This is a genomic window from Streptomyces sp. NPDC047028, from assembly GCF_040644095.1.
GTDB lineage: Bacteria > Actinomycetota > Actinomycetes > Streptomycetales > Streptomycetaceae > Streptomyces.
Window position 1 is genome coordinate 68,827 of record NZ_JBEYVS010000006.1, and the last position, 22,692, is coordinate 91,518.

A 22,692-nucleotide genomic window follows, 5' to 3' on the forward strand; every position below is an offset into this window, starting at 1 on the left:
CGCCCGACCCACCGCAGGAGCCGGAGCCGATTGTCAGACCCCGCCCGTAGAGTCGTAGACGTCCAGGACGACGACACGACGACACGACGGCAGGGGCGGGAGGTGGCAGGACGTATGAACGGCGGCACGGCCGCGGTGGCCGAACGCGCGGCGGACTCTCCCGGGACGGGCACGTCGAAGGGGCCGGGCACGTCGACCGATACCGGGGCGGGCGCCGGAGGCGGGAACCCGGTCCCGGTGCGGCTCGCGTCCGTCTACCTGCCCGGCCCCGTCCCGCGCGCGGGACGGATCGCGTTCTGGGACCCCGACGGCGGCCCGCTGCCCACCGCCGCCACCGGTGAGGAACTGACGGTCGTACGACCGCACGGCGCGGGGGTGCGCCGCCGGCAGGTGCCCGCGCTCACCCTGCCCGTCGGCGAGGCCCTGCCGCTGCTCGTCCGAGCCCGGCGCGACCCGGCCGCCCACCCGGCCACCGCCTGCTGGGGCGCCGCCGCCCTGCACGCGCTACGGCTGGTCGCCCGCGGCCGGCTGCTGCCCGGACTGACCCCGTCCGGCCACGACGCCTGGCGCGCGGGCCCCCTGGAACCCGACGACATCGCCCACCTGCGCGCGGTGGCGGCCGCCCTGCCCGCCGAGGGCCACGCCGTTCCGCTCCCGAGCCCCGGCCCGCTGCGGCTCCCCGAGCCGGAGGCGCTCGTCCGCTCCTTCCTGGACGCCGTCGCCGACACCCTGCCCCGCACCCCCGCCGCCCCCCACACCTCCGGCAGGCCCTTCGCCGCCCGCGAACCCCAGGCCCTGCCCGACGCCCACGACTGGGCGGCGGAGGTCGCCGCCGGCATGGACGCCGGGGTGCGGATCTCGCTGCGCCTGGACCTGTCCGCGTCCGACGTCTTCGACGCCGGCGCCGCAGACGGGGCCCGGTCCGCGGGGGCCGCGATCGTGCAGGTGCACAGCCTCGCCGACCCGACCCTCGTGGCCGACGCGGCAGCCCTGTGGGCGGGGGAGGCCGAGGGCGCCTTCGGCCCCCGCGCGCGCGTGGACGCCGCGCTCGCCGTGCGCCGCGCCGCCCGGGTGTGGCCGGCGCTGGACCGGCTCACCGAGCAGGACGTGCCCGACGTCCTCGCCCTGTCCGAGGAGGAGGTCGGCGACCTGCTCGGGGTGGCCGCGAGCCGGCTGGCCGGTGCCGGCGTCGCCGTGCACTGGCCGCGGGACCTGGCCCGGGACCTCACCGCCGCCGCCGTGGTACGGCCCGCGCCCGGCTCGGCGACCGACGGCACCGGCTTCTTCGACAGCGAGGAACTGCTCCAGTTCCGCTGGCAGTTGGCGCTCGGCGGGGAGCCGCTCGACGAGGCCGAGATGGACGCCCTCGCCGAGGCCCACCGGCCCGTCGTACGACTGCGGGACCGCTGGGTCCTCGTCGACCCCGCCCTCGTCCGCAAGGCCCGCCGCCGCGAACTGGGCCTGCTCGACCCTGTCGACGCCCTCTCCGTCGCGCTCACCGGCACCGCCGACGTCGACGGTGAGACCGTCGAGGCGGTCCCGGCCGGCGCGCTCGCCGCCCTGCGCGACCGCCTCACCGCGGGCCCGCGGCCCGCCGAACCCCCCGCCGGACTCGACGCCACCCTGCGCGACTACCAGCTGCGCGGCCTGGCCTGGCTCGACCTCATGACCTCACTCGGCGTCGGCGGCTGCCTCGCCGACGACATGGGCCTCGGCAAGACGATCACCCTCATCGCCCTGCACCTGAAACGGGCCCGCACCGAACCCACCCTCGTGGTCTGCCCGGCGTCCCTGCTGGGCAACTGGCAGCGGGAGATCAACCGGTTCGCGCCCGGCGTCCCCGTCCGCCGCTTCCACGGCCCCGACCGCACCCTGGACGGCCTCGCCGGCGGCTTCGTCCTCACCACGTACGGCACGATGCGGTCCACCGCCGCCCAGCTGGCCGAGCAGCCCTGGGGCATGGTCGTCGCCGACGAGGCCCAGCATGTGAAGAACCCGTACTCGGCGACCGCCAAGGCGCTGCGCACGATCCCCACCCCCGCGCGCGTGGCCCTCACCGGCACACCGGTGGAGAACAACCTCTCCGAACTGTGGGCCCTGCTCGACTGGACCACCCCCGGCCTGCTCGGCCCCCTGAAGTCCTTCCGCGCCCGGCACGCCCGCGCGGTGGAGAACGGCGAGGACCAGGAGGCGGTGGAGCGCCTGGCGCGCCTGGTCCGGCCCTTCCTCCTGCGCCGCAAGAAGTCCGACCCGGGCATCGTCCCCGAGCTGCCGCCCAAGACCGAGACCGACCACCCCGTCCCGCTCACCCGCGAACAGGCGGCGCTGTACGAGGCGGTGGTGCGCGAGTCGATGCTCGCCATCGAGAACGCGGAGGGAATCGGCCGCCGGGGCCTGGTCCTCAAGCTCCTCGGCGCGCTGAAGCAGATCTGCGACCACCCGGCGCTGTACCTCAAGGAGGCGGCGGCCCCCGACCGGCTCACCGCCCGCTCCGGCAAACTCGCCCTCCTGGACGAGCTGTTGGACACCGTGCTCGCCGAGGACGGCTCGGCGCTCATCTTCACGCAGTACGTCGGCATGGCCCGGCTGATCACCGCCCACCTGTCCGCCCGAGCGATCCCCGTGGACCTGCTGCACGGCGGCACACCGGTGGCGGAGCGCGAGCGCATGGTCGACCGCTTCCAGAGCGGCGAGACCCCGGTCCTGGTGCTGTCGCTGAAGGCGGCGGGCACGGGCCTGAACCTCACCCGCGCGGGCCATGTCGTCCACTTCGACCGCTGGTGGAACCCGGCCGTCGAGGAGCAGGCCACCGACCGCGCCTACCGCATCGGCCAGACCCAGCCCGTCCAGGTCCACCGCCTGGTCACCGAGGGCACGGTGGAGGACCGCATCGCCGAGATGCTGACCGCGAAGCGCGCCCTGGCCGACGCCATCCTCGGCTCCGGCGAATCAGCCCTCACCGAACTGACGGACCGCGAACTCTCCGACCTGGTCTCCCTCCGGAGGCCGTCATGACCCCCGACGCCGGCCGCATCGCGGATGCGGGGCGAGCTGCGGATGCCGACCGGTGTGGGGATGCCGGCCGCGCTGCGGATACCGGCCGCGCTGGGGATGCCGGTCGGGCTGGGGACGCCGCCCGCGCTGAGGATGCCGGTCGGTCTGCGGACGCCGCCCGCGCTGCGGATACCCGCCGTGCTGAGGACGCCGGACGAGTTGGGGACGCTGGGCGGCCCGCCGACGCCGGTCGCGTTGCCGGCGACGCCCGCTCGGCCGGCACGCCCCGGCCCGCGCAGGCAGGTCGTCCCGCCGACGTGGCCCGCGAGGCACTTCGGGCGGCCCGGGAGAGGGCGGCCGCCGAGCGCGGTCAGTCTGAGGAGACGGGAGGCCCCCAGCGCGGGGCCGCGCGGTCCGAGACCGAGGGGCAGCAGGCACACGAGCGGGAGGCGGGGCGGGGCCAAGGGCTTGAGCACGGATCCGCCGGAGACCGGAGGCCGAGGCTCGCCGGTACCGCAGAGCAGGCGACAGCGAACGCCGGACGGCCACGATCGACGGCTGCCGGGGCACCGGGCGAGGGGGAGGGGCCTGGCTCCCGGTCCGCCGCGCGGCCGGGGGACGCGGCCCGGCAAGCCCTCCGAGCCGCCCGCCGGGAAGCGCTGCGCGCCGAGGCGGCAGGGGAGTCCGGCGTCAGGCGCGGCTCGCGGGTACCGGCTACCCCCGCCGCCTCGCCACCTTCTCGCTCCCGCGATGAGCACCGGCCTGACCGGGCCCAAGCCGTCCGTGACATGCGGCACTTCCTCGCGAACGCCTTCCGCATGCCCGCGCGGACGGACGAAGAGGAACCGACGGAGCCGACCGTCACGGACCCCGGCTCGGCCGAGGAGGCGTCCCCCGACACCCCCGGACCCGCCAAGCACGGTTCCCGCCACCTCGATCCGGCGGGACCGCGCCCCACCGACTCCAGAGGTCCGACCGACCCCGCCCCCGACACGGTCGACGCCCGCCCCTCTCAAATCGACCACGCTACAGCCGACCAGGCCGTGCCCGGCTCCGCTGCCCCCTACCGCGCCGGCTCTGGTTCGGCGGAGCCGAATCCTGCGGGGCCCGCGCCGGACGAGCCGTATCCCGCCGGGCTTGCGCCGGGCCAGCCGTATCCCGCCGGGGCTGCGCCGGTTGAGCCGCGTCCGGCCGTTCCCGGGTCCGCTGATCCTTACCGTGCCGAGTCTGGTCCGGCGGAGCCGAATCCCGCCGGGTCCGCGCCCGTTGAGCCGTATCCCGCCGGGCCGCGCCCCACCGACACAGGCCCCACCGCGACCGGCCCGGCCGACGCACGCCCTGCCGACACCGCCCCCCGCACCCCCGCGGCCGCCGGCGGGAGGCGTGGCGAGGTCGTGTCCGACGAGGCCCGCCCGGACCAGCGCCGTCTCCCGGCCCCGGGGCCGGCTCCCGCCCAGGCGCCGGCGCCGGCCACGGCCGCTCCTCGCCTTCCCCTCAGCATGGGTGCACCCCACCGGGACAGCGACCTCCGTCGTACGTTTCCGGCGTTCGCGGCACGTGCGGCCGGCGCGGAGGAGTTCGCCGAGAGTTGGTGGGGGAACGCATGGGTCGACGCCTTGGAGCGGGGGGCGCTCGACGTCAAGCGGCTGGTGCGGGGGCGGGGTTATGCCGAGCAGGGGCACGTAGACGCGATCACCGTGACGCCGGGGCTGGTGCTGGCGTACGTGCGGGGAAGCCGGCCGCGGCCCTACCGGGTCCAGGTGCGGCTGCGCACGCTGGAGGACGACGACTGGGACCGCTTCCTGGACGCCGCCGCCGACCGCCCGGGGCACATCGCGGCCCTCCTCGACAAGGAGTTGCCGCACTCCCTGGCCGACTGCGGCGTACCCCTGCTGCCCGGCCCCGGCGACCTCGCCCCCCGCTGCAGCTGCCCCGACTCGGGGCACCCCTGCAAACACGCGGCCGCCCTCTGCTACCAGACGGCCCGTCTGCTCGACGCCGACCCCTTCGTGCTGCTCCTGCTGCGCGGCCGGGGCGAAAGGGAACTCCTCGACGCGCTCTCCCGGCGCAGCGCCGCCCGCGCGGCCCGCGCCGCCCAGGAGCGGGAGCCACGTTCGCTGCCCGGCGTCCGCGCGGCCGAGGCCCTCGCCCCGCGCCAACTCCCGCCGCTGCCACCCCCCTTGCCACTGCCGCCGCACCCCGAGCAGCCCCCCGTCTACCCGGCGGCGCCCGGCGGCCCCGACCCCTTCGCGCTGGACCAGCTCGCCACCGACGCCGCCGCCCGCGCGCACACCCTGCTCGGCACCGGTCGTGACCCGGTCGGCGAACTGACCCTGTGGCAGGACGCGGTGCGCCTCGCCGCCGCCCGCCCCGGCTCCGGACTGACCGCCGCCACCCGCGCCCTGTACGCCACGCTCGCCGCGGCCACCGGCCGCACCCCCGCCGACCTCGCGCGGGCCGTCGCCGCCTGGCGGCAGGGCGGACTCGACGGCCTGGCCGTGCTCGAAGACCCCTGGGACCCGCCCGCCGGGCGCTTCGACCGGGCCCGCCCGCTCCTGCTCGCCGCCGACTTCCCCGTGTTCCGCCCCTGGCGCAACCGCCTCACCCACCCCGGCGGCCGGCTCCAGCTCCGCCTCGGCCAGGACGCGCTGTGGTACGCCTACGAGTCCGAACCGGGCCAGGACGACTGGTGGCCGCGCGGCACTCCCGACCCCGACCCGGTGGGCGCCCTCACCGGCCTGGGCGGTCCGGCCGACCTCTGACCCGAGCCGGCGGAAAAACCCTGTGGCAGCGCTGTCGGTGGGGCCGCTTATGCTGCACGAACGATCACGCGGGACCAGGGGAGGGCGCGGCATGTTCGGCAAGCTGTTCGGCAGGGGCGGCCAAAGACCGGAGGCGGATCCGTGGGCGCTGCCCGCACCGCGCAGGAAGAACGGCATGTACACGCTCCAGGCGCTCGGCGACACCCGAGTCCTCACCCTGGTGCACGCGGCCGAAGCGGGGGACTGGGAGTCGGTCAAGGCGGCGCTCGTCCCCTTCGACCTGGGCCATGACGACCAGGTCCTAGGTGAACTCGCCGAGCTGCCCGGTGTGCAGGACTGGATCGGCCGGGCCGTCGAGGAGGACAAGGAGCATCGGGCGACGGCCCTGCTGATCTCGGGGGCGCGGTACATCAGCTGGGGCTGGGAGGCCCGCACCCGCGCCCGCGCCGCGGATGTCAGCCCGCAACAGTGGCGGGTCTTCCGCGAGCGGCTCGTCATCGCCGAGGAGCAGCTCCTAAAGGCCGCCGAGTTGCGGCCGGAGTGGGTCAGCCCCTGGTGCCGCCTGCTCACCTCCGGCCGCGGCATGTCGCTGGGCCCCGCCGTCAACGAGACCCGGCGCGACGCCGCCCTGCGCCGCGACCCGCTGGACCTCGCGACCCACGTCCAGTGGGTGTCGCAACTGCAGCCCCGCTGGGGCGGAGAGCCGGGGCAGGCCCTCGCCTTCGCCCGGAAGGCGTTCGCCGGGGCCCCCGACGGCCATCGTCTCGGCTGTGTCGTCGCCGTCGCCCACATCGAGGACTGGATGGAGTCCGACGACGCGGACTGCCTCAAGCACCCGGTTGTCAGGGCCGAGCTGAGCGAGGCCGCCGAGCGCAGCATCCTGCATCCCGCCCACCAACGCCGCCCGGGCTGGCAGCACGACTTCAACACGTTCGCGGTGGCGCTGTCGCTGGCCGGCGAGAACAACACGTGCCCGCGTGTCTTCCGCGAGCTGAAGGGCGCCTACACCCCGGAGGCCTGGAGCTACGTGGCGAACGCGGAGAAGCGGTACGCCTATCTCGCGCGCCACGCCTGAGCCGCCAACCCGCACCGCACCGCCCCACCCCGCCCCTCCCCACCCCTCCCTTTCCCGTCACGCCACCCCCGGACTGCCCGATGACTCTGCCCGACACCCCCACGAACCCGGCCGGCGCCGACCGCACCTTCCAGGTGGACCTGCGCGGCCTCGTCGACCTCCTCTCCCACCACCTCTACTCCAGCCCCCGCGTCTACCTGCGCGAACTGATGCAGAACGCGGTCGACGCGCTCACCGCCCGGCACACCCTCGAACCCGCCGCCCCCGCCGACGCGTTCGGCATCCGGCTGTACGCCGACGACACGGTGGTCCGTGTCGAGGACGACGGCGTCGGCCTCACCGAGGCCGACGTGCACACCTTCCTCGCCACGATCGGCCGCAGCTCCAAGCGCGCCGAGCAAGTCGCCGAGCAGCGCGCCGACTTCATCGGCCAGTTCGGCATCGGCCTGCTCTCCTGCTTCCTCGTCGCCGACGAGATCCACGTCGTGAGCCGCTCCGCCCGCACCCCCGACGCCCCTGCCGTCGAGTGGCGGGGCCGCGGCGACGGCAGCTACACCGTCCGCACCCTGCCCGCGTCCGGCCGCCCCCGTCCCGGCACCACCGTCACGCTCACGCCCCGCGCCGACGCCGGAGAGTGGACGCGCCCGGCCCAGGTGCACGCGCTCGCGCGGCACTTCGGCTCCCTGCTGCGCCACCCGGTGACCTTCACCGACCACAGCGCGGGCACCGGCACGTCCGTCAACCCCGAGCCCGCACCCTGGGCGCGTACGTACCCCACCCCCGGAGCCCGCTCCCGCGCGCTCGCCGCGTACGGCGAGGACGTCCTCGGCTTCACCCCCCTGGACACCATCGAGCTGGACCTCCCGGCCGTGGGCCTCAGGGGTATCGCCTGCGTGCTGCCCGAGGCGGTACCCGCCGGCCGGCGCCACGGGCACCGCGTGCACGTCAAGGGCATGCTGCTGTCCGAGCAGGCCGAGGAGATCCTGCCCGAGTGGGCGTTCTTCGTCCGCTGCGTCGTCGACGCCGAGAGCCTGCGCCCGACGGCGTCCCGCGAGTCCCTGTACGAGGACGACACCCTCGCGGCCGTCCGCGACGCCCTCGCCGAGCGGCTGCGCGCGTGGATCGCCCGTACCGCCGCCAGCGACCCGGACCTGCTCGCCCGGTTCCTGCACGCCCACCACCTGGCCGTGAAGTCGCTCGCCGTGCACGACGACGAGATCCTGCGGATGCTGCTGCCCTGGCTGCCGTTCGAGACCACCGACGGGCACTGCACCCTCGACGAGTTCGCCCGCACCCACCGCACCGTGCTCGTCACCTCCAGCGTGGAGGAGTTCCGGCAGGTCGCCGCGATCGCCTCGGCCGCCGGGCTCGGCGTCGTCAACGGCGGCTACACCTACGACCGTGAACTGGTCCACCGGCTCCCGGAGATCAGGCCCGAGGCCACCGTCGCCGACCTCGACCCGGCGACCCTCACCGCGCACCTCGACCCCGTCGACCGGGAGACGGAACTGGCCGCCGCGGCCTACCTCGCCCAGGCGCGCGACGCCCTCGCCGTCTTCGACTGCGACGTCGCCCTGCGCACCTTCCAGCCCGCCTCCGCACCCGCCCTCCTGGTCGACAGCCGCGAGGCCCGGCACGAGCGCACCCGCTCCCAGCTCGCCCGCGAGCAGGAGGGCGGCCTCTGGGGCGACATCCTCGGCGCCCTGCGCCAGGAGGCACCCCGCGCCCAGCTGATCCTCAACCAGCTCAACCCGCTGGTCCGCACCGCCGTCGCCATCGACGAGCCCGAACTGGCCCGGACCAGCGCCGAAGCCCTCTACGGGCAGGCCGCGCTGCTGTCCCGGCGCCCCCTCAGGCCCGCCGAGTCGAGCCTCATCAACCGCTCCTTCCTCGACCTCCTCGCCCACGCCCTCCGCAAGGACAGCTGACGATGCCCACCGCACCCCATCCGCAGAGCTCGGACGAGCTGTACCAGGCGCTCCAGGAGAACGACCGGCGCCCCTACGGCCGTACCCGCACCGTCACCGCCGAGGAACTCGCCGAGGCCGCCGAGCAGTTCGCCGAGCCCCGCCCGCTCGTGCACGCACTCCTCGAACTGCAGGAGGCGTACACCTACGGCTCCGAGCCCCGGAAGTCACCCGTCGTCTTCGCCCGGTTGCTCACCCTCTTCGACGAGCAGCCCGACGTCTTCGACGAGCGGCTGCGCCACACCCTGTTCTGGCGGTTCAAGTGGGTCGCCAGCGCCCTGCGCGCGCTGCCCGAGATCCCGCTGGCCAGCCTGCGCCAGTGGCTGACGGAGATGCGCGACCGGTACGAGAGGGCCGGGCTCGGCCTCCAGCCCTACTACGGGCAGGCGTACCAGCTCGCCGCCCACGTGGGCGAGGACACCGCCCTCGCCTACGAGCTGTGGGCGGGCCGCGCCCGTACCCGGCTCAGCGACTGCGAGGCCTGCGAGACCTGCGAACGCGCCCTCCACCACCTCGCGGCCGGCGACGACCGACGCGCGCTGGACACCTGGGAGCCCGTCCTCGCCGGCAAGGAGTCCTGCCAGGAGGAACCCGCCCGCTCCGTGTCGTACGCGCTGCTGCCCCTGCTGCGCACCGGCCGCGCCGACCGCGCCCGCGAACTGCACCTGGCCGGCTACCGCGCCTGCCGCCGCAACCCCTCGATGCCCGGAGAGGTCGGCCGGCACCTGGAGTTCTGCGCGCTGACCGGCAACGAGGCACGCGGCCTGGAACTGCTCGCCGAGAACCGCAACCTGTTCGAGGAGGTCGACTCGCCGCGCGACCTGCTGGACTTCCTCACCGGCGTCGAGGTCCTCCTCCAGCGCGTCGAAACCCTCGGCCACGGCCACCTGCCCGCCGCCGGCTACCCGGGCCGCGCCTGGACGGTGTCCGCCCTGCGCGTCGAGGTGCACGGCCGCGCCGACGACCTCGCCGCCCGCTTCGACGGCCGCAACGGCACCACCGCCCACGCCGACCGCCGCCGGGAACGCCTCGACCGCGCCCCCCTCCTGGACGCCCTGGAACTGACCCTGCGCACCCGCGCCCTCGACGACGTCACCCCGGACGTCACGGCCGCCCCGCTCGCCGCGCCCACCGCCCGCACGGCAGCCGCCGTACCCGAGGCACTGCCCGAACTCGTCCTCCGCGCCCGCGCCCTGGACGCCGGGGGACACCCGGACGCCACGGCCTGCTGGGCGCGGCTGCGCACACTCCTCGCCGCCGCCGACTACACCCACCCCGACGACCCGGCCGTCGGCCCGCTCGCCCGGCTCCGCGCGGACCTGCTGGCCGACGAGGCGAGCCGGGCCGGCGAGAAGGACGAGTTCGCCGCGGCGGCTGCGCTCCAGGAGCAGGCCGCCGCCCGGTACGACGAGGCCGGCGCGACCGGTGACGCGGCGGTCGCCCGCGCCTGCGCCGCGTTCGCCGCCGCCGAGCTCACCGGGCAGGGCCCCGGCACGGACGAGGAGAAGGCCGCCGCGCTCACCGAGGCCCACGCGGCCGTCACCCGCCTCCAGGAGGAGACGCCGGACCTGGCCCCGTACCAGGAGGCCCGGCTGCTGCGGCTCCGGGCGACCGCGCTCGGCCTGCGCCTGCAGACCACGCGGAGCGAGGAGCACATCGCGTCGGCCCGCGCCGAGGTGGACGCGCTGCACGCGTTCGCCACCCGGCACGACATCGCCGGCCAGATCTCCGGCGCCCTGATGCTGCGGGCCGGCACGCACGCCATCTCCGGCGACCTGCCCGCCGCCGTCACCGAGATCGACGCCCTCCTCGACCGGCTCAGGGCCGACGGCCCCGGCTGGCACCTGCCCCGCACCCTCGGACTGCGCGCCCGCTTCCAGCTCGGCCTCCACGACGCCGAGGCCGCGCACGCCGACCTGACCGAGAGTCTCCGCCTCGCCGCCGACTGGCCGGCCGACGCCGTCGGCGCCGCCCGCCTCCACGCCGGCCTGGCCGAGGCCGCGATGCGCCTGGGCCGCCCCGACGAGGCGCTGCGCCACCTGACGCGCTCGGCCGAACTGGACCTGCGCCACGGCAGCCGTACGGACGCGTTCTGCGCCTACAGCAACGCGGCCCAGCTCACCCTGGACCTCGGCCGCGTCGAGGACTGCATCGCGCTGCTCGACTCCCTCCTCGCCGAACCCGACGTCACCGCGGGAGAAGTGGACGACCGGCTCGTCGCCCAACTGCGCCTGATCCGCGCCCGGGCCCTGCACGAGGGCGAGGACCTCAAGGCCGCCACGGCGGAGTTCGTCGTCCTCGCCGCGGAGTCGGCCGCCTGGGACGACGATCCCGGCAGCCACGCCATGATCGCCGCGGAGACGGCCGTACTCCTCGGCGAATCCGGCGAGTTCGGCCGGGCCCGCGAGGCCGCCGACCAGGCTATCGCCGCCCACGCCGAGGCCCCGCGCTACGAGCAGCTCAGCAACTGCCTGCGGGAACTCGCCCGCCTCCAGGCCCAGCGGGAGGGAGCCGACGGCCTGACCGACGCCCTCGCGTACCTCGCCCACGCCGGCCGGGTCGCCGACGAGGCCCGCGAGGCCGGGTACGAGGCTCGCGGCCGCTCCCTGGACACCGCGCTGGCCTACGAGCACGGACGGGTCAACGCCTACGCCGGCGCCTACGAAGACGCTCTCACCGCCCTGGAGAAGGCCCTCACCCTGCTCGGCGAGCCCGGACCGGACGAGGAGCGGGCCGGGGAGTGGGCCGAGTGCGTCCGCCTCGCCGGCGCGGTCGAGGGCGTCTACCTGGAACGCCCGGCCCCCGCCCTCACCCGCCTCGACGCGGCCATCTCCCGCCTGACCGCCCTCGGCCACACCGAGCAAACCGAACCACTGACCTCCCTGGCGGCCCGCCTGCGCGACGAGGAGTGAGGGCGCCGATCGCTGACACGGCGGGGGGGGGAGCCGCTGAACCGGCCCGGCGGAGTCCGCGATCCGGTCGGGCGGGGCCGCTGATCCGGCCGAGCCGTCCGGTACACCGGCCGAGCCGTCCCGTACACCGGCCGGATGCGGGGTCCGCCCCTCCCGGTGAGATGATGACCGGTGACAACAGGCGACGGCGGTCCGAGGAAGCCGGTGGGAATCCGGCGCGGTCCCGCCACTGTGACCGGTGAGCGAGTTCCGGCAGGCCACCGCCCCGACCGGGGTGGGAAGGCGGGGTGAGCGGCGACCCGGGAGCCAGGAGACTCACGCGGTCGCCTCCTCGACCGACCCCGGGGCGGATCTCCCCGGGAGGGGAGTGGTGTGCCGTGCCGGAGAAGCCGTGGGAAGAGCCGCCGGGCGGGGCCGCGGAGGTGGGTCAACCGGTGCCGTGCCGGGTCGTCGTGTGCCGGGACTGCTGCTGCGGGAGCCCCAAGGTGACCGGGGTGGACCACGCCGCTCAGACCGCGCGGCTGCGGGCGGCGGTGCCGGTGCGCGTCTCCGACTGCCTCGACGTGTGCGACCAGGCCAACGTCATGGTCGTACAGCCCTCCGCGACGGGCCGGGCCGCCGGCGCGCGGCCGGTCTGGCTCGGTCTCGTCAACGACCCGGACGCGACCGAGGACATCGTCACCTGGGTGCGGGCCGGCGGCCCGGGCGTGGCACCCCTGCCGGACATCCTCGACCTGTACACCTTCACCCCGCCGCGCCGCACGCTGAACCCCTGAGACTCACGCGACTGCCCGCGCGTCCACCACATCCTGGAAGGAACCGACGAGATCATGCGTGTCATCGTGGCCCGGAACCTGACGGAGGTGTCTTGATGAGCGCCGCCGAGGAACCCGTCCTGTTCCGCACCACCGGCCGGGTCGCCCGCATCACCCTCAACCGGCCGAGGGCCCTCAACGCCCTCGACCACGAGATGGTCCGACGCGTAGACGCGGCGCTGACCGCGTGGGAACACGACCCGGCCGTGGCGGCCGTGGTCGTCACGGGTGCGGGGGAGCGCGCCCTGTGCGCGGGCGGCGACATCCGTGCCGTGCACGACGACGCCCGCGACGGCGACGGCGCCGCCTCGGCGGCGTTCTGGCGCGACGAGTACCACCTCAACGCCCGCATCGCCCGCTACCCCAAGCCGTACGTGGCCGTCATGGACGGGATCGTGATGGGCGGCGGGGTCGGCATCTCCGCGCACGGCAGCGTCCGGGTCGTCACCGAACGGTCGCGGATCGCCATGCCGGAAACCGGCATCGGCTTCGTCCCGGACGTCGGCGGCACCCACCTGCTCGCCCTGGCCCCCGGCGAACTCGGTACGCACCTGGCGCTGACGGGCGAGCAGATCGGCGCCGCCGACGCCCTGCTCTGCGGTCTCGCCGACCACTACCTGCCGTCCACCGCCCTGGACGCCTTCCTGGACGACCTCGCCGACAGTCCCGTACCCGACGCACTGGCCGGCCGCGTGCAGCCGCCGCCGCGAGGGGAGTTGGCGGGCCGGCGCGAGTGGATCGACGCCTGCTACGCCGCCGGCACGGTCGAGGAGATCGTCGGCCGGCTCCTCGCGTACGACGACCCGGCCGCGAAGGAAGCCGCCGAAACCCTGCTCACCCGGTCACCCACGTCCCTCAAGGTCACCCTCGCCGCCCTGCGCCGCGCCCGGGGTCTCGGCTCGCTGGAGCGCGTCCTCGACCAGGAGTACCGCGTCTCCTGCGCCGCACTGCGCAGCCCCGACCTGGTGGAGGGCATCCGCGCCCAGATCATCGACAAGGACCGGAACCCGCGCTGGTCGCCGCCCACCCTGGCCGAGGTGACCGACGCGGACGTCGAACGCTTCTTCGCTCCGCTGGGCGAGCACGAACTCGGCCTCGCAGAACCCGGCTAGCCGATGGGGCGGATATGGCCGGCGGGCGGGTTCTCGCCCGCCGGGCCGCGCCTTAGACTGCGACCGCTCCGAAAGCTGACGATCTTCTGGAGGGTGTGCAGGACATGAACCGAGTTCTCATGACCGCGTTGGCGACAGCGGCGTTGGTCGCGTCCGGGGGCGGCACCACCGCCTCCGCCTCCGCTTCCGACGCCCCGCCGCGCACCACGCACGGTCCCTGCCAGTACACCCAGACCCCGGACGAGCCAGCGGCGCGCCCCGTCCCCCTGCCGCCGGACCCCCGGCACACCCCCGCGCACGGCACGGTCGGCGTGGCCGTCCCGACCAGCCAGGGCCCGCTCCCGCTGCGTCTGGACCGTGCGGAGGCACCGTGCACGGTCCAGAGCTTCCTGCACCTGGCACGGCACCGGTTCTACGACCGTACGGTGTGCCACCGGCTGACGGCGTACCCGACGCTGAAGGTCCTGCAGTGCGGCGACCCGACCGGCACCGGTGAGGGCGGTCCGGGATACAAGTACAAGGACGAACTGCCGGTGGACCTGCCGCCGGCACCGAGCGACCCGACCGGCGTCCGCCGCCTCTACGGCCGCGGCCTGCTGGCGATGGCCAACGCGGGTCCGGACACGAACGGTTCGCAGTTCTTCGTCGTCTACGGCGACTCCTCGCTGCGCCCGGACTACACGGTCTTCGGCACCGTCGGCGCCGCCGGCCTGAAGACGCTCGACAAGATCGCCGCCGGCGGTGTCGAACCGACCGCCGACGACCCGGCGCCCGTCGACGGCACGCCCGTCCTGCGGACCGAACTGCTCAGGGTCCGCCAGTCCCACAGGCACTGACGACGCAAGGCGCGGCCGGGCCGGGGGACTCGGCCCGGCCGCGCGGTCGCGACGCGGACCGTACGGCGCTACTTCGTCGTGCCGTTCGCGGAGAACGCGACCGCTTTCGCCAGCGATCCGATCGTCTCCTCCATCTCGCGGACGGTACGGCGCAGTCGCACCAGTTCCTCGCGCTCGGCCGTGCTCAGCGCGCCCGCCGGGCCCTCGCCCCGCTCCGCCGCCAGTTCCTCCGCGATCGCCGCCGCGAACGCGTCCACGTCGGCCTCGGTGGTGTCGAAGGAGGTCATCCAGCGGACCTCGCCGGCCCGCTCGTCCCAGGTGTAGAAGCGGAACCGCTTCTGGAGGCGCTCGGTGACGGCCGGCGGCAGGACGGCGAAGATCTGGTTGGCCTGCACCGGGCGGCGGATCTCCAGGCCCGGCAGTTCGCGTACCGCCTCGTACAGCCGCTGGGTCATCGCGTTGGAGCGGGCCGCCGAGCGGAGCCAGAGGTCGCTGCCGAGCAGCGCCTCGAACTGCACCGACAGGAAACGCATCTTGGAGCCCAGCTGCATGCTCGTCTTGCGCAGGTGGGCCATGCCGCGCACCGCGTCCTCGTTGAGCACGATCACCGCCTCGCCGAAGAGCAGCCCGTTCTTGGTGCCGCCGAGCGAGAGGACGTCCACGCCGGCGTCGGTGGTCATCTCCCGCAGGGGCACGCCGAGGGTGGCGGCGGCGTTGGCGAGCCGGGCGCCGTCCAGGTGGACGAGCATGCCGAGGTCGTGCGCGTGGTCGCAGACCGCACGGATCTCGTCCGGCGTGTAGCAGGTGCCGAGTTCGGTGGACTGGGCGATCGAGACGACCCTGGGCCGGGCCCGGTGCTCGTCCTCGAAGCCCCATGCCTGACGGTCGATCAGTTCGGGGGTGAGCTTGCCGTCCCATGCCGGCACGGTGAGGAGCTTGATCCCGGCGACCTTCTCGGGCGCCCCGCCCTCGTCGACGTTGACGTGGGCCGACTCGGCGCAGACCACGGCGTCCCAGCGGTCGAGCATGGTCTGGAGCGCGACCACGTTCGCTCCGGTGCCGTTGAAGACCGGGTACGTGTGCGCGGTCGGGCCGAAGTGCCCGCGCACCACCTCCTGGAGGCGCTCGGTGTAGACGTCGGCGCCGTAGCTGACCTGGTGGCCGCCGTTGGCCAGGGCGATCGCCGCGAGGATCTCGGGGTGCGCGCCCGCGTAGTTGTCGCTGGCGAAGCCGCGCTCGTCCGGGTCGTGTCGTCGCTGTACGGTCATGGTGCTCGCCTACTTGTCTCGGTCGGACGGGTGGGACATATGGGGTTCGGGACGGGGCCGGCCGGTTCAGGTCGGCGCCGGCGCCGGCTCCGTCCGCGCGCGGGACTTCTCCAGGCCGCGCACCAACGGCGGCGCGGCGAGCCCGAGCAGGGCGAAGAGCGTCGCGAGGACCAGCCAGCCGGACGTCGCCGCGCCGACGACCAGGGAGGTCATCAGCCACGGCCCGGCGAACTGCTGGAGCCCGCGCCCCAGGGAGAACACCGCCTGGTACTCCCCGTGCCGGCCCGCCGGGGCGAGCCCGAAGGACAGCCCCCAGCTCGCCGACGCCTGGTACAGCTCGCCGAGGACGAGGACCAGCGCGCCGCCCAGCAGGGCCACGCCGTCCAGGAGCGCGCCGTGCCCCCCGCTCATCGCGAAGACCAGACAGGACGCCCCCAGCGCCCACCCCGCCCGGCGCAGCATACGTGCCGCCGCCTCCGGGGTGTGCGCGCCCCTGCTGACCCTGACCTGGAACAACAGCACCAGCACGGTGTCCAGGATCAGCAGCCCCGACACCAGCAGTGCGGGCGCGTCGGTGCCGGTGACGATCCACAGCGGCAGACCGACCGTCAGCAGCGGGTGGTACAGCTCCAGAGCGCCGCACACCAGCGCGACCCCCACATAGCGCACGTCCCGCAGCGCGGCGCTGCGCAGCACCCCGCCCTGCGCCTCGGCGGCGATGGCCCGGGATCCGGCGCCCGCGGGCAGCCGCATCCGGAGCAGCACGCCGACGGAGACCAGCTGGAGGGCGGCGTTGGCGAGGACCGGGACGTACAGGGCGGTCGGGGTGCCGGCCGCGACGGCGGCTCCGGCCAGCGCGGCGCCGCCGAGGAAGCCCAGGTTGAACAGGCTGCGCATCTGGGCGCTCACCCCGACCCGTTCCGCCTCGCCCACCAGCGCGTCGGTGAGCGACGCCTGGAGTGCGCCCGCCGAGGTCTCCAGGACCGCGATGACGCAGGCGACCGCGAGGAACGCGGCGAAGCCGTCCACCAGGCAGTACGCGGTGAAACCGGCCGCCGCGAGCAGGAAGTTGGCAGTGAGCACCCGGCCCGCGCCGAGCCGGTCCGCGAGCCGGCCGATGGGCACGGTGCAGAGCAGGCCGCAGAGCCCGGCGACCGACAGGGCGAGGCCGACGCGCTGGGCGGGGATGCCCACGGTCCGGGTGAAGAACACGGCGCTGGAGGTGAGGAACACCCCAAGCCCCAGGGACTGGATGAGCGTCAGGACGCCGAGCCCGCGCGCGTTCCCGGCGGCCGGCAGGGTCTCCCGCAACCAGGCGCGCGGCACGGCGCCGTACCGGCGCGCCTCAGCCACGCGACCCCGCTCCCTCGGCCCGCTCCGACTCTCGGGCTCGCTCGGTCCGCAGCCCGTACACCTCCATCGCCTTGAGCACGGCGGCCCGCACCCCGGCGGCGCTCCGCCCCCGGAACCGGAAGATCCCGCAGCCCTCGTCGTAACTGCCGGGCCCGGTGATGATCTGCCCGATCGCGGGCAGTTCCTCGTGGTGGACCTCGGGGACGGCCGCTCTCGGTGAGGTCCGCGCGACGACCCGTGCGGGCAGCTCGCGCGGAGCGGGGTAGATGAGCCAGCCGCCGGTCCGGGGCCCGGCCGGTTCGGACGGCTGCCACAGCGGGGGCAGGCCCAGGGCCGCCCGGAACGCCTCGGCGAACAGGTCGATGCCGTACAGGTCGACGTGCAGGAACGGCACCTGCGCGCCGCCCGGCCGCAGCCCGACCTCCAGGAACACCAGCTCGCCCCCCGGACGCCGGATCGCTTCCAGGTGGAACGCGCCGTCGCGCAGCCCGAGCGCCCCCAGACACCGGTCGGCGAACGTGGTGAGCTCGTCCTGCTCGGCGCCCGGGTCCAGCAGGACCGAGCCGAGCGGGCGGCCGTGCGCGTAGTCCAGGCAGGTGTTCACGTACTGGGAAGCGGTCACGAAGTGGAGGCGGCCGGAGCGGCGGACGCCGTCGACGTGGAAGATGTCCCCGTCGACGTACTCCTCGCACTCGTACGTCTCGGGGTCGACGCCCTTGAGTGCCTCGCGCAGTTCGCCTGCGCTGCGGACGACCGTGACTCCCTGGGAGCCCGCCGCGGCGCGCGGCTTGAGGACCAGGGGCAGACCGCCGAGGGCGTCGAGGACCGCCTCCGCTGTGGGCGCGTCGTCGAGGCGCCGGAAACGCGGAACCCGCAGTCCGGCCGCGCCCACCACGCTCTTCATGGCCGGCTTGTCCTTGAACCGCTCGACGAGGCCCGGACCGTAGCCGCCGGGGACGCCGAGTGCCGCAGAGAGCCGGGCGGCCGTCAGGATGTCGTACTCGGACTGGCCGAAGACGGCCTCGGGTGTGCCGTGCCGGTCCGCGATCTCCCGTAGGAGGGGCAGCAGGTCGTCGTGGGCGAGGCTGTCGGGCACATGGACCTCGGTCGCCCCGTCCCGGTCGAGCGCCGGCAGGCCGCCGGGCGTCGTGACGTACACCGTCCGGCAGGGGTGGCCGTCGAGGAAGCGGTGGTACTCGCCGAACTCGTCGCCGGAGCGGTTGAGGACGACGTACAGCGGGGTGGTCCGGTCTCTCACGCGTCCGCTCCCGGTCGCAGGGTGTCGGGCAGGCAGGCGTCCAGATCGGCGGCGCTCACCCGGCCGAAGCCGGGCGCGGGCCGGTCCCGGTGGGCCGGGGTCCTGGCGAGGAAGCCCGCCGCGCGCGGCTCTCCGGTGCCGCCGAGGCGCTGCCAGAGAAGCTGGGCGAGGTCTGGCATCACCGGGAACGCCAGCAGGGACAGGCCCTTGAGCCACCAGTAGGCGCCGTCATCGGCCGCGTGGGCGACCGCGTCGTCGGCGCACCAGCGGTCGAGCGCCGCGACCGCGCGCGGGGTCGAGACACGGGTGCCGTCCAACGCCGCGGACTGCTCGGCGAGCAGGGATTCCAGAAGGCGGGCCACCGCCGGGGCGGGCGCCTGCGGCGGCCCGTCGGGCAGCCGGCCCCAGGCGGCGTCGATCCGCTTGCCGAGGCCGTCGGCGAGCGTGGCGTTCGCGGTCCGCAGGAAGTCCGCCGGCTCGAAGCCGGCCGGCCCGGACTCCAGATCGGCGCCGGCGAGGTGATAGCGGACGGTGTCCACGCCGATGGCGGGCGACGCGGCGATGTCCGCCGCCCAGATGGCGTGCCGGGCGCTGGTGGAGAACTTCCGCCCGGCCAGCCGGTAGAAGTTGTTGATCAAGCACCGGTCGTACGGCTTCATGTCGCCGTACAGCAGGCTGGTGCCGACGATCGAGACCAGGGTGGGGATCACGTTGTCGATCCCCAGCGTGGTGATGGTGGTGACCCCGGAGTCCGGGTCGAAGGCGTTCACGCCGGTGCCGGAGAGCCGGCCGTGGACGGCGCCGGCGAGGCGCGCGAACATGAAGATCCCGGCGTACGGGAAGAGGGCGCGCGGCACGTCCGGCTCGGACGCGGGCAGCGGAAGGCCCCACGTCTGCGGGGCGCTCAGCCGTACGGTCAGGCCGTCGCGCTCCAGGAAGCGCGCCACGGTCGCCCGGTAGCGGTCGGCGACGCCCAGCCCTGCCAGTGTGGTGTCCAGGAGGTCGCGGTCCGGCAGCCGCAGGAAGAGACTGGAGATCTCCCGCCAGGTCAGCGGCCCCTCGTCGAGCAGGGGGCGCGGCTCGACGACCGACTCGGGCAGGAAGTGCGCACCGCACTCCTCGCAGAAGTAACTGGCGATGCCCGCACCGCAGTCGGGGCAGCGGCCCTGGAGCCAGCCGCCCACCACCCAGCGGTCCGACGCCGCGCAGTGGGGCACCCGCTCGGTGCGCGTCAGCACCGCGCCCCGGGCCGTCAGTCGCTCGACGGAGGCGGTGACCTCCTGCTCGAACTGCTCTCGCCAGGGCTGCTGGTCGGGGACGATGAACGCGTCGACGCCGATGCGCAGCGCGGCCAGGTCGTCCTGGATGCGACGGCCGTAGCGGGCGGCGACCTCACCGGGCGTGGAGTCCTCCGCGTGCGCCCTCAGCGTCACGTACGACTCGTACACATCGCTGCCTGTGATCACCAACGGCAGGTCGCCCCGGACCCGCAGATGCCGCGCGATCATGTCCGACCACAGGAAGGGGCCGCCGATGTGGCCGAGGTGCAGGGGGCCGTTGGGCGTGGCCTCGGGCGGCACCAGGAGGTAGTGCCGGGGGGTGTGCGTGTCCCCGGTCAGCAGGCTCATGTCCGTGGTCTCCCGTCGAGCAGGTCCAGTGCGTCCTCGGCCATGGCCGGGGCGAGTCGGTAGCCGGAACCCGAGCCGCCGATGGCCATGACCACGTCGGCGCCGCCGACGGTGTCCACGACCGGCACATGGCCGGGGGTGAAGCAGTCGCTGAAGACCCGGCCGCCGAGCAGGTGCGGCAGGAATCCCGGTACGTGCCGGGCGAGCAGGGCCAGGGCGAGTTCCCGGTCGCGGGTGTCGACGGCGAGCGGTTCGCCGGGGCCGCGGTCCCAGTCCGGCGAGGTGATGCTGAAGATCCAGCGGCCACCGGGGCGGTCGGGCAGCAGGAAGGCGTCGGCGTCCTCCAGGACGAGTGCCGGGGCGCCCGGCGGGGGCGGCACCATGACGTGGAAGGCCACCACCTTCTTGACCCGGGCCCCGCGCGCGCGGGCCGCGGCCGCCACCGGGCCGTCGAGGGCCCAGGGGCCGGGCGCGAGGACCGCCTTGGCTGCCGTGATCCGGCTGCCGTCGGCGGCGACCAGCTCGACGCGCCCGCCCGCACGGCGTACGTCGGTGACCCGCAAGCCCTCCAAGAGGAGGTTGCCCGGGCGGCCGAGGACCTCGTCCAGAAGCCGGTCGGCGAGCCATTGCGGCCGACCGACCGTCATGGGCGCCGTAGCCAGCAGGGCTTGGTCGTCGCCGTGGGCGAGCCCGGGGAACGTCCGGTCGAGCAGGGTCCGCTGCTCCCCGGTGACCGGGCGGGTGCGGCCGCCGTCGGCCATGGTCGCGTCGAGCGCGGCCGTGTTCTCGCGCGTCACCAGCCACCGGACGTCGACCGGTGCGCGCCCGGCGTCGCCGAGTGCGGTGGCGAGGCCGTCGAAGAGCGCGGTGCTGCGGGCGGCCAGGGCGCGCTGGGCCGGGTTGTGCCCCGTGGGCGTGTCGAACCCGGCCGAGAGCCGGGTCGCGCCCGTCCCCCGTCCTGCGTGAGTGATCACGGCGACGCGGCGGCCCGGGTCCCGGCGCACGGCGTAGTACGCGGCGAGGGCGCCGACCGCGCCCGCGCCGACGACGGCGAGGTCGTAGTGGGGCGCCTCGCCGGTCCCGGTGGTGCGCTCACTCATCGGGCGCCGACCACCAGAAGGAGTAGACGACCAGTTCCTCGCCCTGGTCGGCGAAGATCTCGTGGACGGCCCGCGAGGCGAAGCCCACCACGGAGCCGGGCCCGACGAGCGACCGTTCACCGTCCACCTCCAGGGTGCCGGATCCGGCGTGGACCACCCAGATCTCCTGGACCGCGTGACTGTCGGGCGAACTGGTCCCGCCCGTCGGCACGGTGAAGCGGGCCGCCTCGAACGGCACGTCGGGGAAGACCGAACGGGCGAAGTCCGCCTCGGCGACGGTCACTCCGTCGGGTTCCACCTCGGTCGGACCGAAGGGGACCAGGGCACCGGCCGCCTCGGCCTGGAACTGCTGCACCTGGCGGGCAGTCATACCGGATACCTCGTCTCGCCCAGCATGCTGTTGAGAATGACCGCGCTGCGCCAGGCGAGCAGGCTGAGGTTGGGATCGGCGACGCCCCAGGCGTGCCGGGCGCCGTTCTGAAGGTAGATCCGGTTCTCCGCAGGCCCGTCCCAGGCGAGAGAGAAGTCGTCGCCGACGACGAGCGTCCCGCCCTCCCGATGCAGCCGCGCGTCCAGCGGAGCCATGAAGTCCGGCAGCGCGTAGGTGTATCCGGTGCTCAGGACCACGAGGTCGGCGGCGAGCACGGCGGGCGCGTCCGGGCCCGGGGACTCGACGACGAGCTTCCACTCGTCGGGGCCGCCCTCGATCGCCGTGACCGCGCAGTCCGGCAGGAAGCGCAGCCTGCCGGGACGGTCCTCGACGAACTCGTCGCGGTAGCTCAACCGGTAGATGTCCTGGAGGACTTGGAGGTCGATGCCGTCGCTGGTGTACTTCTGCCGCTCCAGGAGCCGCGCCTTGTCGCCGGCGGGCAGCGCGTGGAAGCGTCGTACGTAGTCGGGTGTGTAGAGGTCGTTGGCGAAGGGCGAGTCGTCCATCGGCAGGAACGACGAGCGCCGGCTGACCCAGGTGACGCTCTCGGGGGAGGCCGCGCCGGCCGCCAGGTGGCGCACGATCTCCGCGCCGCTCTGGCCGCCGCCGACCACGACGACCCGTCGTCCGGCCACGTCGGGGGCCCGCAGCAGGAACTCCCCGGAGTGGAAGACGGTGGGGCCGAGGAAGGGACGGAACGGCGCGGGGACGGACGGGGTGAGCCCGGTGCCGAGCACGAGGTGACGCGCCGTCACCTCACGCTCCTTGGTGCGCAGGTGGAAGGCCCCGTCGTGGAAGTCCACGCTGTGCACGTCCGCCCCGAACGTCAGGCTCGGCAGCCGCCCGGCGACCCACTGGAGGTACTGGTTGAACTCGGCGCGCAGAACGGCCGGGAAGTCCGCGGCCAGGAACCGGTAGAGCCGGCCCTCGCTCGCGAGGAACGACAGGAAGGAGAAGGGGCTGGTCGGATCGACCAGCGTCACCAGGTCTTTGAGCAGCGAGACCTGGAGGGTGGCCTCGGGCAGCAGCAGTCCGGGGTGCCAGGAGAAGCTCTCCCGGCGCTCCAGGTGGGCGCCGCGCAGCCCTTCGACGGGATGCGCGAGCGCGGCGAGGCTCATGTTCGCGGGTCCGACGCCGACGGCCGCGTAGTCGAGTATGTGTGCGTTCATGGTGGGATCCGCC

Annotated in this window: 15 protein-coding genes and 1 riboswitch; of the genes, 8 read left to right on the forward strand and 7 right to left on the reverse strand. The window is 74.9% G+C overall.

What is annotated here, in order from left to right:
* Positions 1 to 102: 102 nt before the first annotated feature.
* The 8 genes from ABZ854_RS07830 to ABZ854_RS07865 all read left to right on the forward strand — a co-directional run bounded on the left by ABZ854_RS07830 (position 103) and on the right by ABZ854_RS07865 (position 14,473).
* Complete coding sequence (locus ABZ854_RS07830; protein WP_361205922.1) at positions 103 to 3,015, forward strand: SNF2-related protein; 2,913 nt, start codon at positions 103 to 105, stop codon at positions 3,013 to 3,015.
* A 797-nt stretch (positions 3,016 to 3,812) separates the two neighbouring features.
* Positions 3,813 to 5,756, forward strand: coding sequence for an SWIM zinc finger family protein (locus tag ABZ854_RS07835; protein ID WP_361206303.1), 1,944 nt, complete (start codon positions 3,813 to 3,815; stop codon positions 5,754 to 5,756).
* A 91-nt stretch (positions 5,757 to 5,847) separates the two neighbouring features.
* Complete coding sequence (locus ABZ854_RS07840; RefSeq protein WP_361205925.1) at positions 5,848 to 6,831, forward strand: hypothetical protein; 984 nt, start codon at positions 5,848 to 5,850, stop codon at positions 6,829 to 6,831.
* An 80-nt stretch (positions 6,832 to 6,911) separates the two neighbouring features.
* Complete coding sequence (locus ABZ854_RS07845; protein ID WP_361205928.1) at positions 6,912 to 8,759, forward strand: HSP90 family protein; 1,848 nt, start codon at positions 6,912 to 6,914, stop codon at positions 8,757 to 8,759.
* A gap of 2 nt (positions 8,760 to 8,761) precedes the next feature.
* Positions 8,762 to 11,710 (forward strand): hypothetical protein, encoded by a 2,949-nt coding sequence (locus ABZ854_RS07850; RefSeq protein ID WP_361205931.1) that lies wholly within the window; start codon positions 8,762 to 8,764, stop codon positions 11,708 to 11,710.
* Positions 11,711 to 11,904: 194 nt separating this feature from the next.
* Positions 11,905 to 12,027, forward strand: a riboswitch (cobalamin riboswitch).
* Between the two features lie 60 nt (positions 12,028 to 12,087).
* Complete coding sequence (locus tag ABZ854_RS07855; protein ID WP_361205933.1) at positions 12,088 to 12,486, forward strand: (2Fe-2S) ferredoxin domain-containing protein; 399 nt, start codon at positions 12,088 to 12,090, stop codon at positions 12,484 to 12,486.
* 95 nt (positions 12,487 to 12,581) lie between these two features.
* Positions 12,582 to 13,637 (forward strand): enoyl-CoA hydratase/isomerase family protein, encoded by a 1,056-nt coding sequence (locus tag ABZ854_RS07860; protein ID WP_361205936.1) that lies wholly within the window; start codon positions 12,582 to 12,584, stop codon positions 13,635 to 13,637.
* A 104-nt stretch (positions 13,638 to 13,741) separates the two neighbouring features.
* Positions 13,742 to 14,473: a peptidylprolyl isomerase gene (locus tag ABZ854_RS07865; RefSeq protein WP_361205939.1), complete on the forward strand. Its 732-nt coding sequence runs from the start codon at positions 13,742 to 13,744 to the stop codon at positions 14,471 to 14,473.
* 68 nt (positions 14,474 to 14,541) lie between these two features.
* On the opposite strand, the gene ABZ854_RS07870 is transcribed toward ABZ854_RS07865, so the two are convergent.
* The 7 genes from ABZ854_RS07870 to ABZ854_RS07900 form a co-directional block, all read right to left on the reverse strand.
* Positions 14,542 to 15,741: a low specificity L-threonine aldolase gene (locus ABZ854_RS07870; protein WP_361205942.1), complete on the reverse strand. Its 1,200-nt coding sequence runs from the start codon at positions 15,739 to 15,741 to the stop codon at positions 14,542 to 14,544.
* Between the two features lie 66 nt (positions 15,742 to 15,807).
* A complete protein-coding gene (locus tag ABZ854_RS07875; RefSeq protein ID WP_361205945.1) occupies positions 15,808 to 17,094 on the reverse strand; it encodes an MFS transporter in 1,287 nt (428 codons plus the stop codon).
* Complete coding sequence (locus tag ABZ854_RS07880) at positions 17,087 to 18,352, reverse strand: hypothetical protein (protein ID WP_361205948.1); 1,266 nt, start codon at positions 18,350 to 18,352, stop codon at positions 17,087 to 17,089. Before ABZ854_RS07880 ends, ABZ854_RS07875 begins: the two co-directional genes overlap by 8 nt.
* Positions 18,349 to 19,980, reverse strand: a complete 1,632-nt coding sequence (locus ABZ854_RS07885; RefSeq protein ID WP_361205951.1) for a class I tRNA ligase family protein — start codon at positions 19,978 to 19,980, stop codon at positions 18,349 to 18,351. The genes ABZ854_RS07880 and ABZ854_RS07885 overlap by 4 nt, the downstream gene beginning before the upstream one ends.
* On the reverse strand, positions 19,977 to 21,080 hold the full coding sequence (locus ABZ854_RS07890) for an FAD-dependent oxidoreductase (RefSeq protein WP_361205954.1): 1,104 nt from the start codon (positions 21,078 to 21,080) through the stop codon (positions 19,977 to 19,979). The genes ABZ854_RS07885 and ABZ854_RS07890 overlap by 4 nt, the downstream gene beginning before the upstream one ends.
* Positions 21,073 to 21,450: a cupin domain-containing protein gene (locus ABZ854_RS07895; RefSeq protein ID WP_361205957.1), complete on the reverse strand. Its 378-nt coding sequence runs from the start codon at positions 21,448 to 21,450 to the stop codon at positions 21,073 to 21,075. The genes ABZ854_RS07890 and ABZ854_RS07895 overlap by 8 nt, the downstream gene beginning before the upstream one ends.
* On the reverse strand, positions 21,447 to 22,679 hold the full coding sequence (locus tag ABZ854_RS07900; RefSeq protein WP_361205960.1) for a SidA/IucD/PvdA family monooxygenase: 1,233 nt from the start codon (positions 22,677 to 22,679) through the stop codon (positions 21,447 to 21,449). Before ABZ854_RS07900 ends, ABZ854_RS07895 begins: the two co-directional genes overlap by 4 nt.
* Positions 22,680 to 22,692: the final 13 nt, after the last annotated feature.

Excerpts from the sequence above, each read along its gene's own strand:
- ABZ854_RS07835 (WP_361206303.1), top strand. The coding sequence starts at position 3,813 with ATGCCCGCGCGGACGGACGAAGAGGAACCGACGGAGCCGACCGTCACG.
- ABZ854_RS07840 (WP_361205925.1), top strand. The coding sequence starts at position 5,848 with ATGTTCGGCAAGCTGTTCGGCAGGGGCGGCCAAAGACCGGAGGCGGAT.
- ABZ854_RS07845 (WP_361205928.1), top strand. The coding sequence starts at position 6,912 with ATGACTCTGCCCGACACCCCCACGAACCCGGCCGGCGCCGACCGCACC.
- ABZ854_RS07850 (WP_361205931.1), top strand. The coding sequence starts at position 8,762 with ATGCCCACCGCACCCCATCCGCAGAGCTCGGACGAGCTGTACCAGGCG.
- ABZ854_RS07860 (WP_361205936.1), top strand. The coding sequence starts at position 12,582 with ATGAGCGCCGCCGAGGAACCCGTCCTGTTCCGCACCACCGGCCGGGTC.
- ABZ854_RS07865 (WP_361205939.1), top strand. The coding sequence starts at position 13,742 with ATGAACCGAGTTCTCATGACCGCGTTGGCGACAGCGGCGTTGGTCGCG.
- ABZ854_RS07870 (WP_361205942.1), bottom strand. The coding sequence starts at position 15,741 with ATGACCGTACAGCGACGACACGACCCGGACGAGCGCGGCTTCGCCAGC.
- ABZ854_RS07885 (WP_361205951.1), bottom strand. The coding sequence starts at position 19,980 with ATGAGCCTGCTGACCGGGGACACGCACACCCCCCGGCACTACCTCCTG.
- ABZ854_RS07890 (WP_361205954.1), bottom strand. The coding sequence starts at position 21,080 with ATGAGTGAGCGCACCACCGGGACCGGCGAGGCGCCCCACTACGACCTC.
- ABZ854_RS07895 (WP_361205957.1), bottom strand. The coding sequence starts at position 21,450 with ATGACTGCCCGCCAGGTGCAGCAGTTCCAGGCCGAGGCGGCCGGTGCC.
- ABZ854_RS07900 (WP_361205960.1), bottom strand. The coding sequence starts at position 22,679 with ATGAACGCACACATACTCGACTACGCGGCCGTCGGCGTCGGACCCGCG.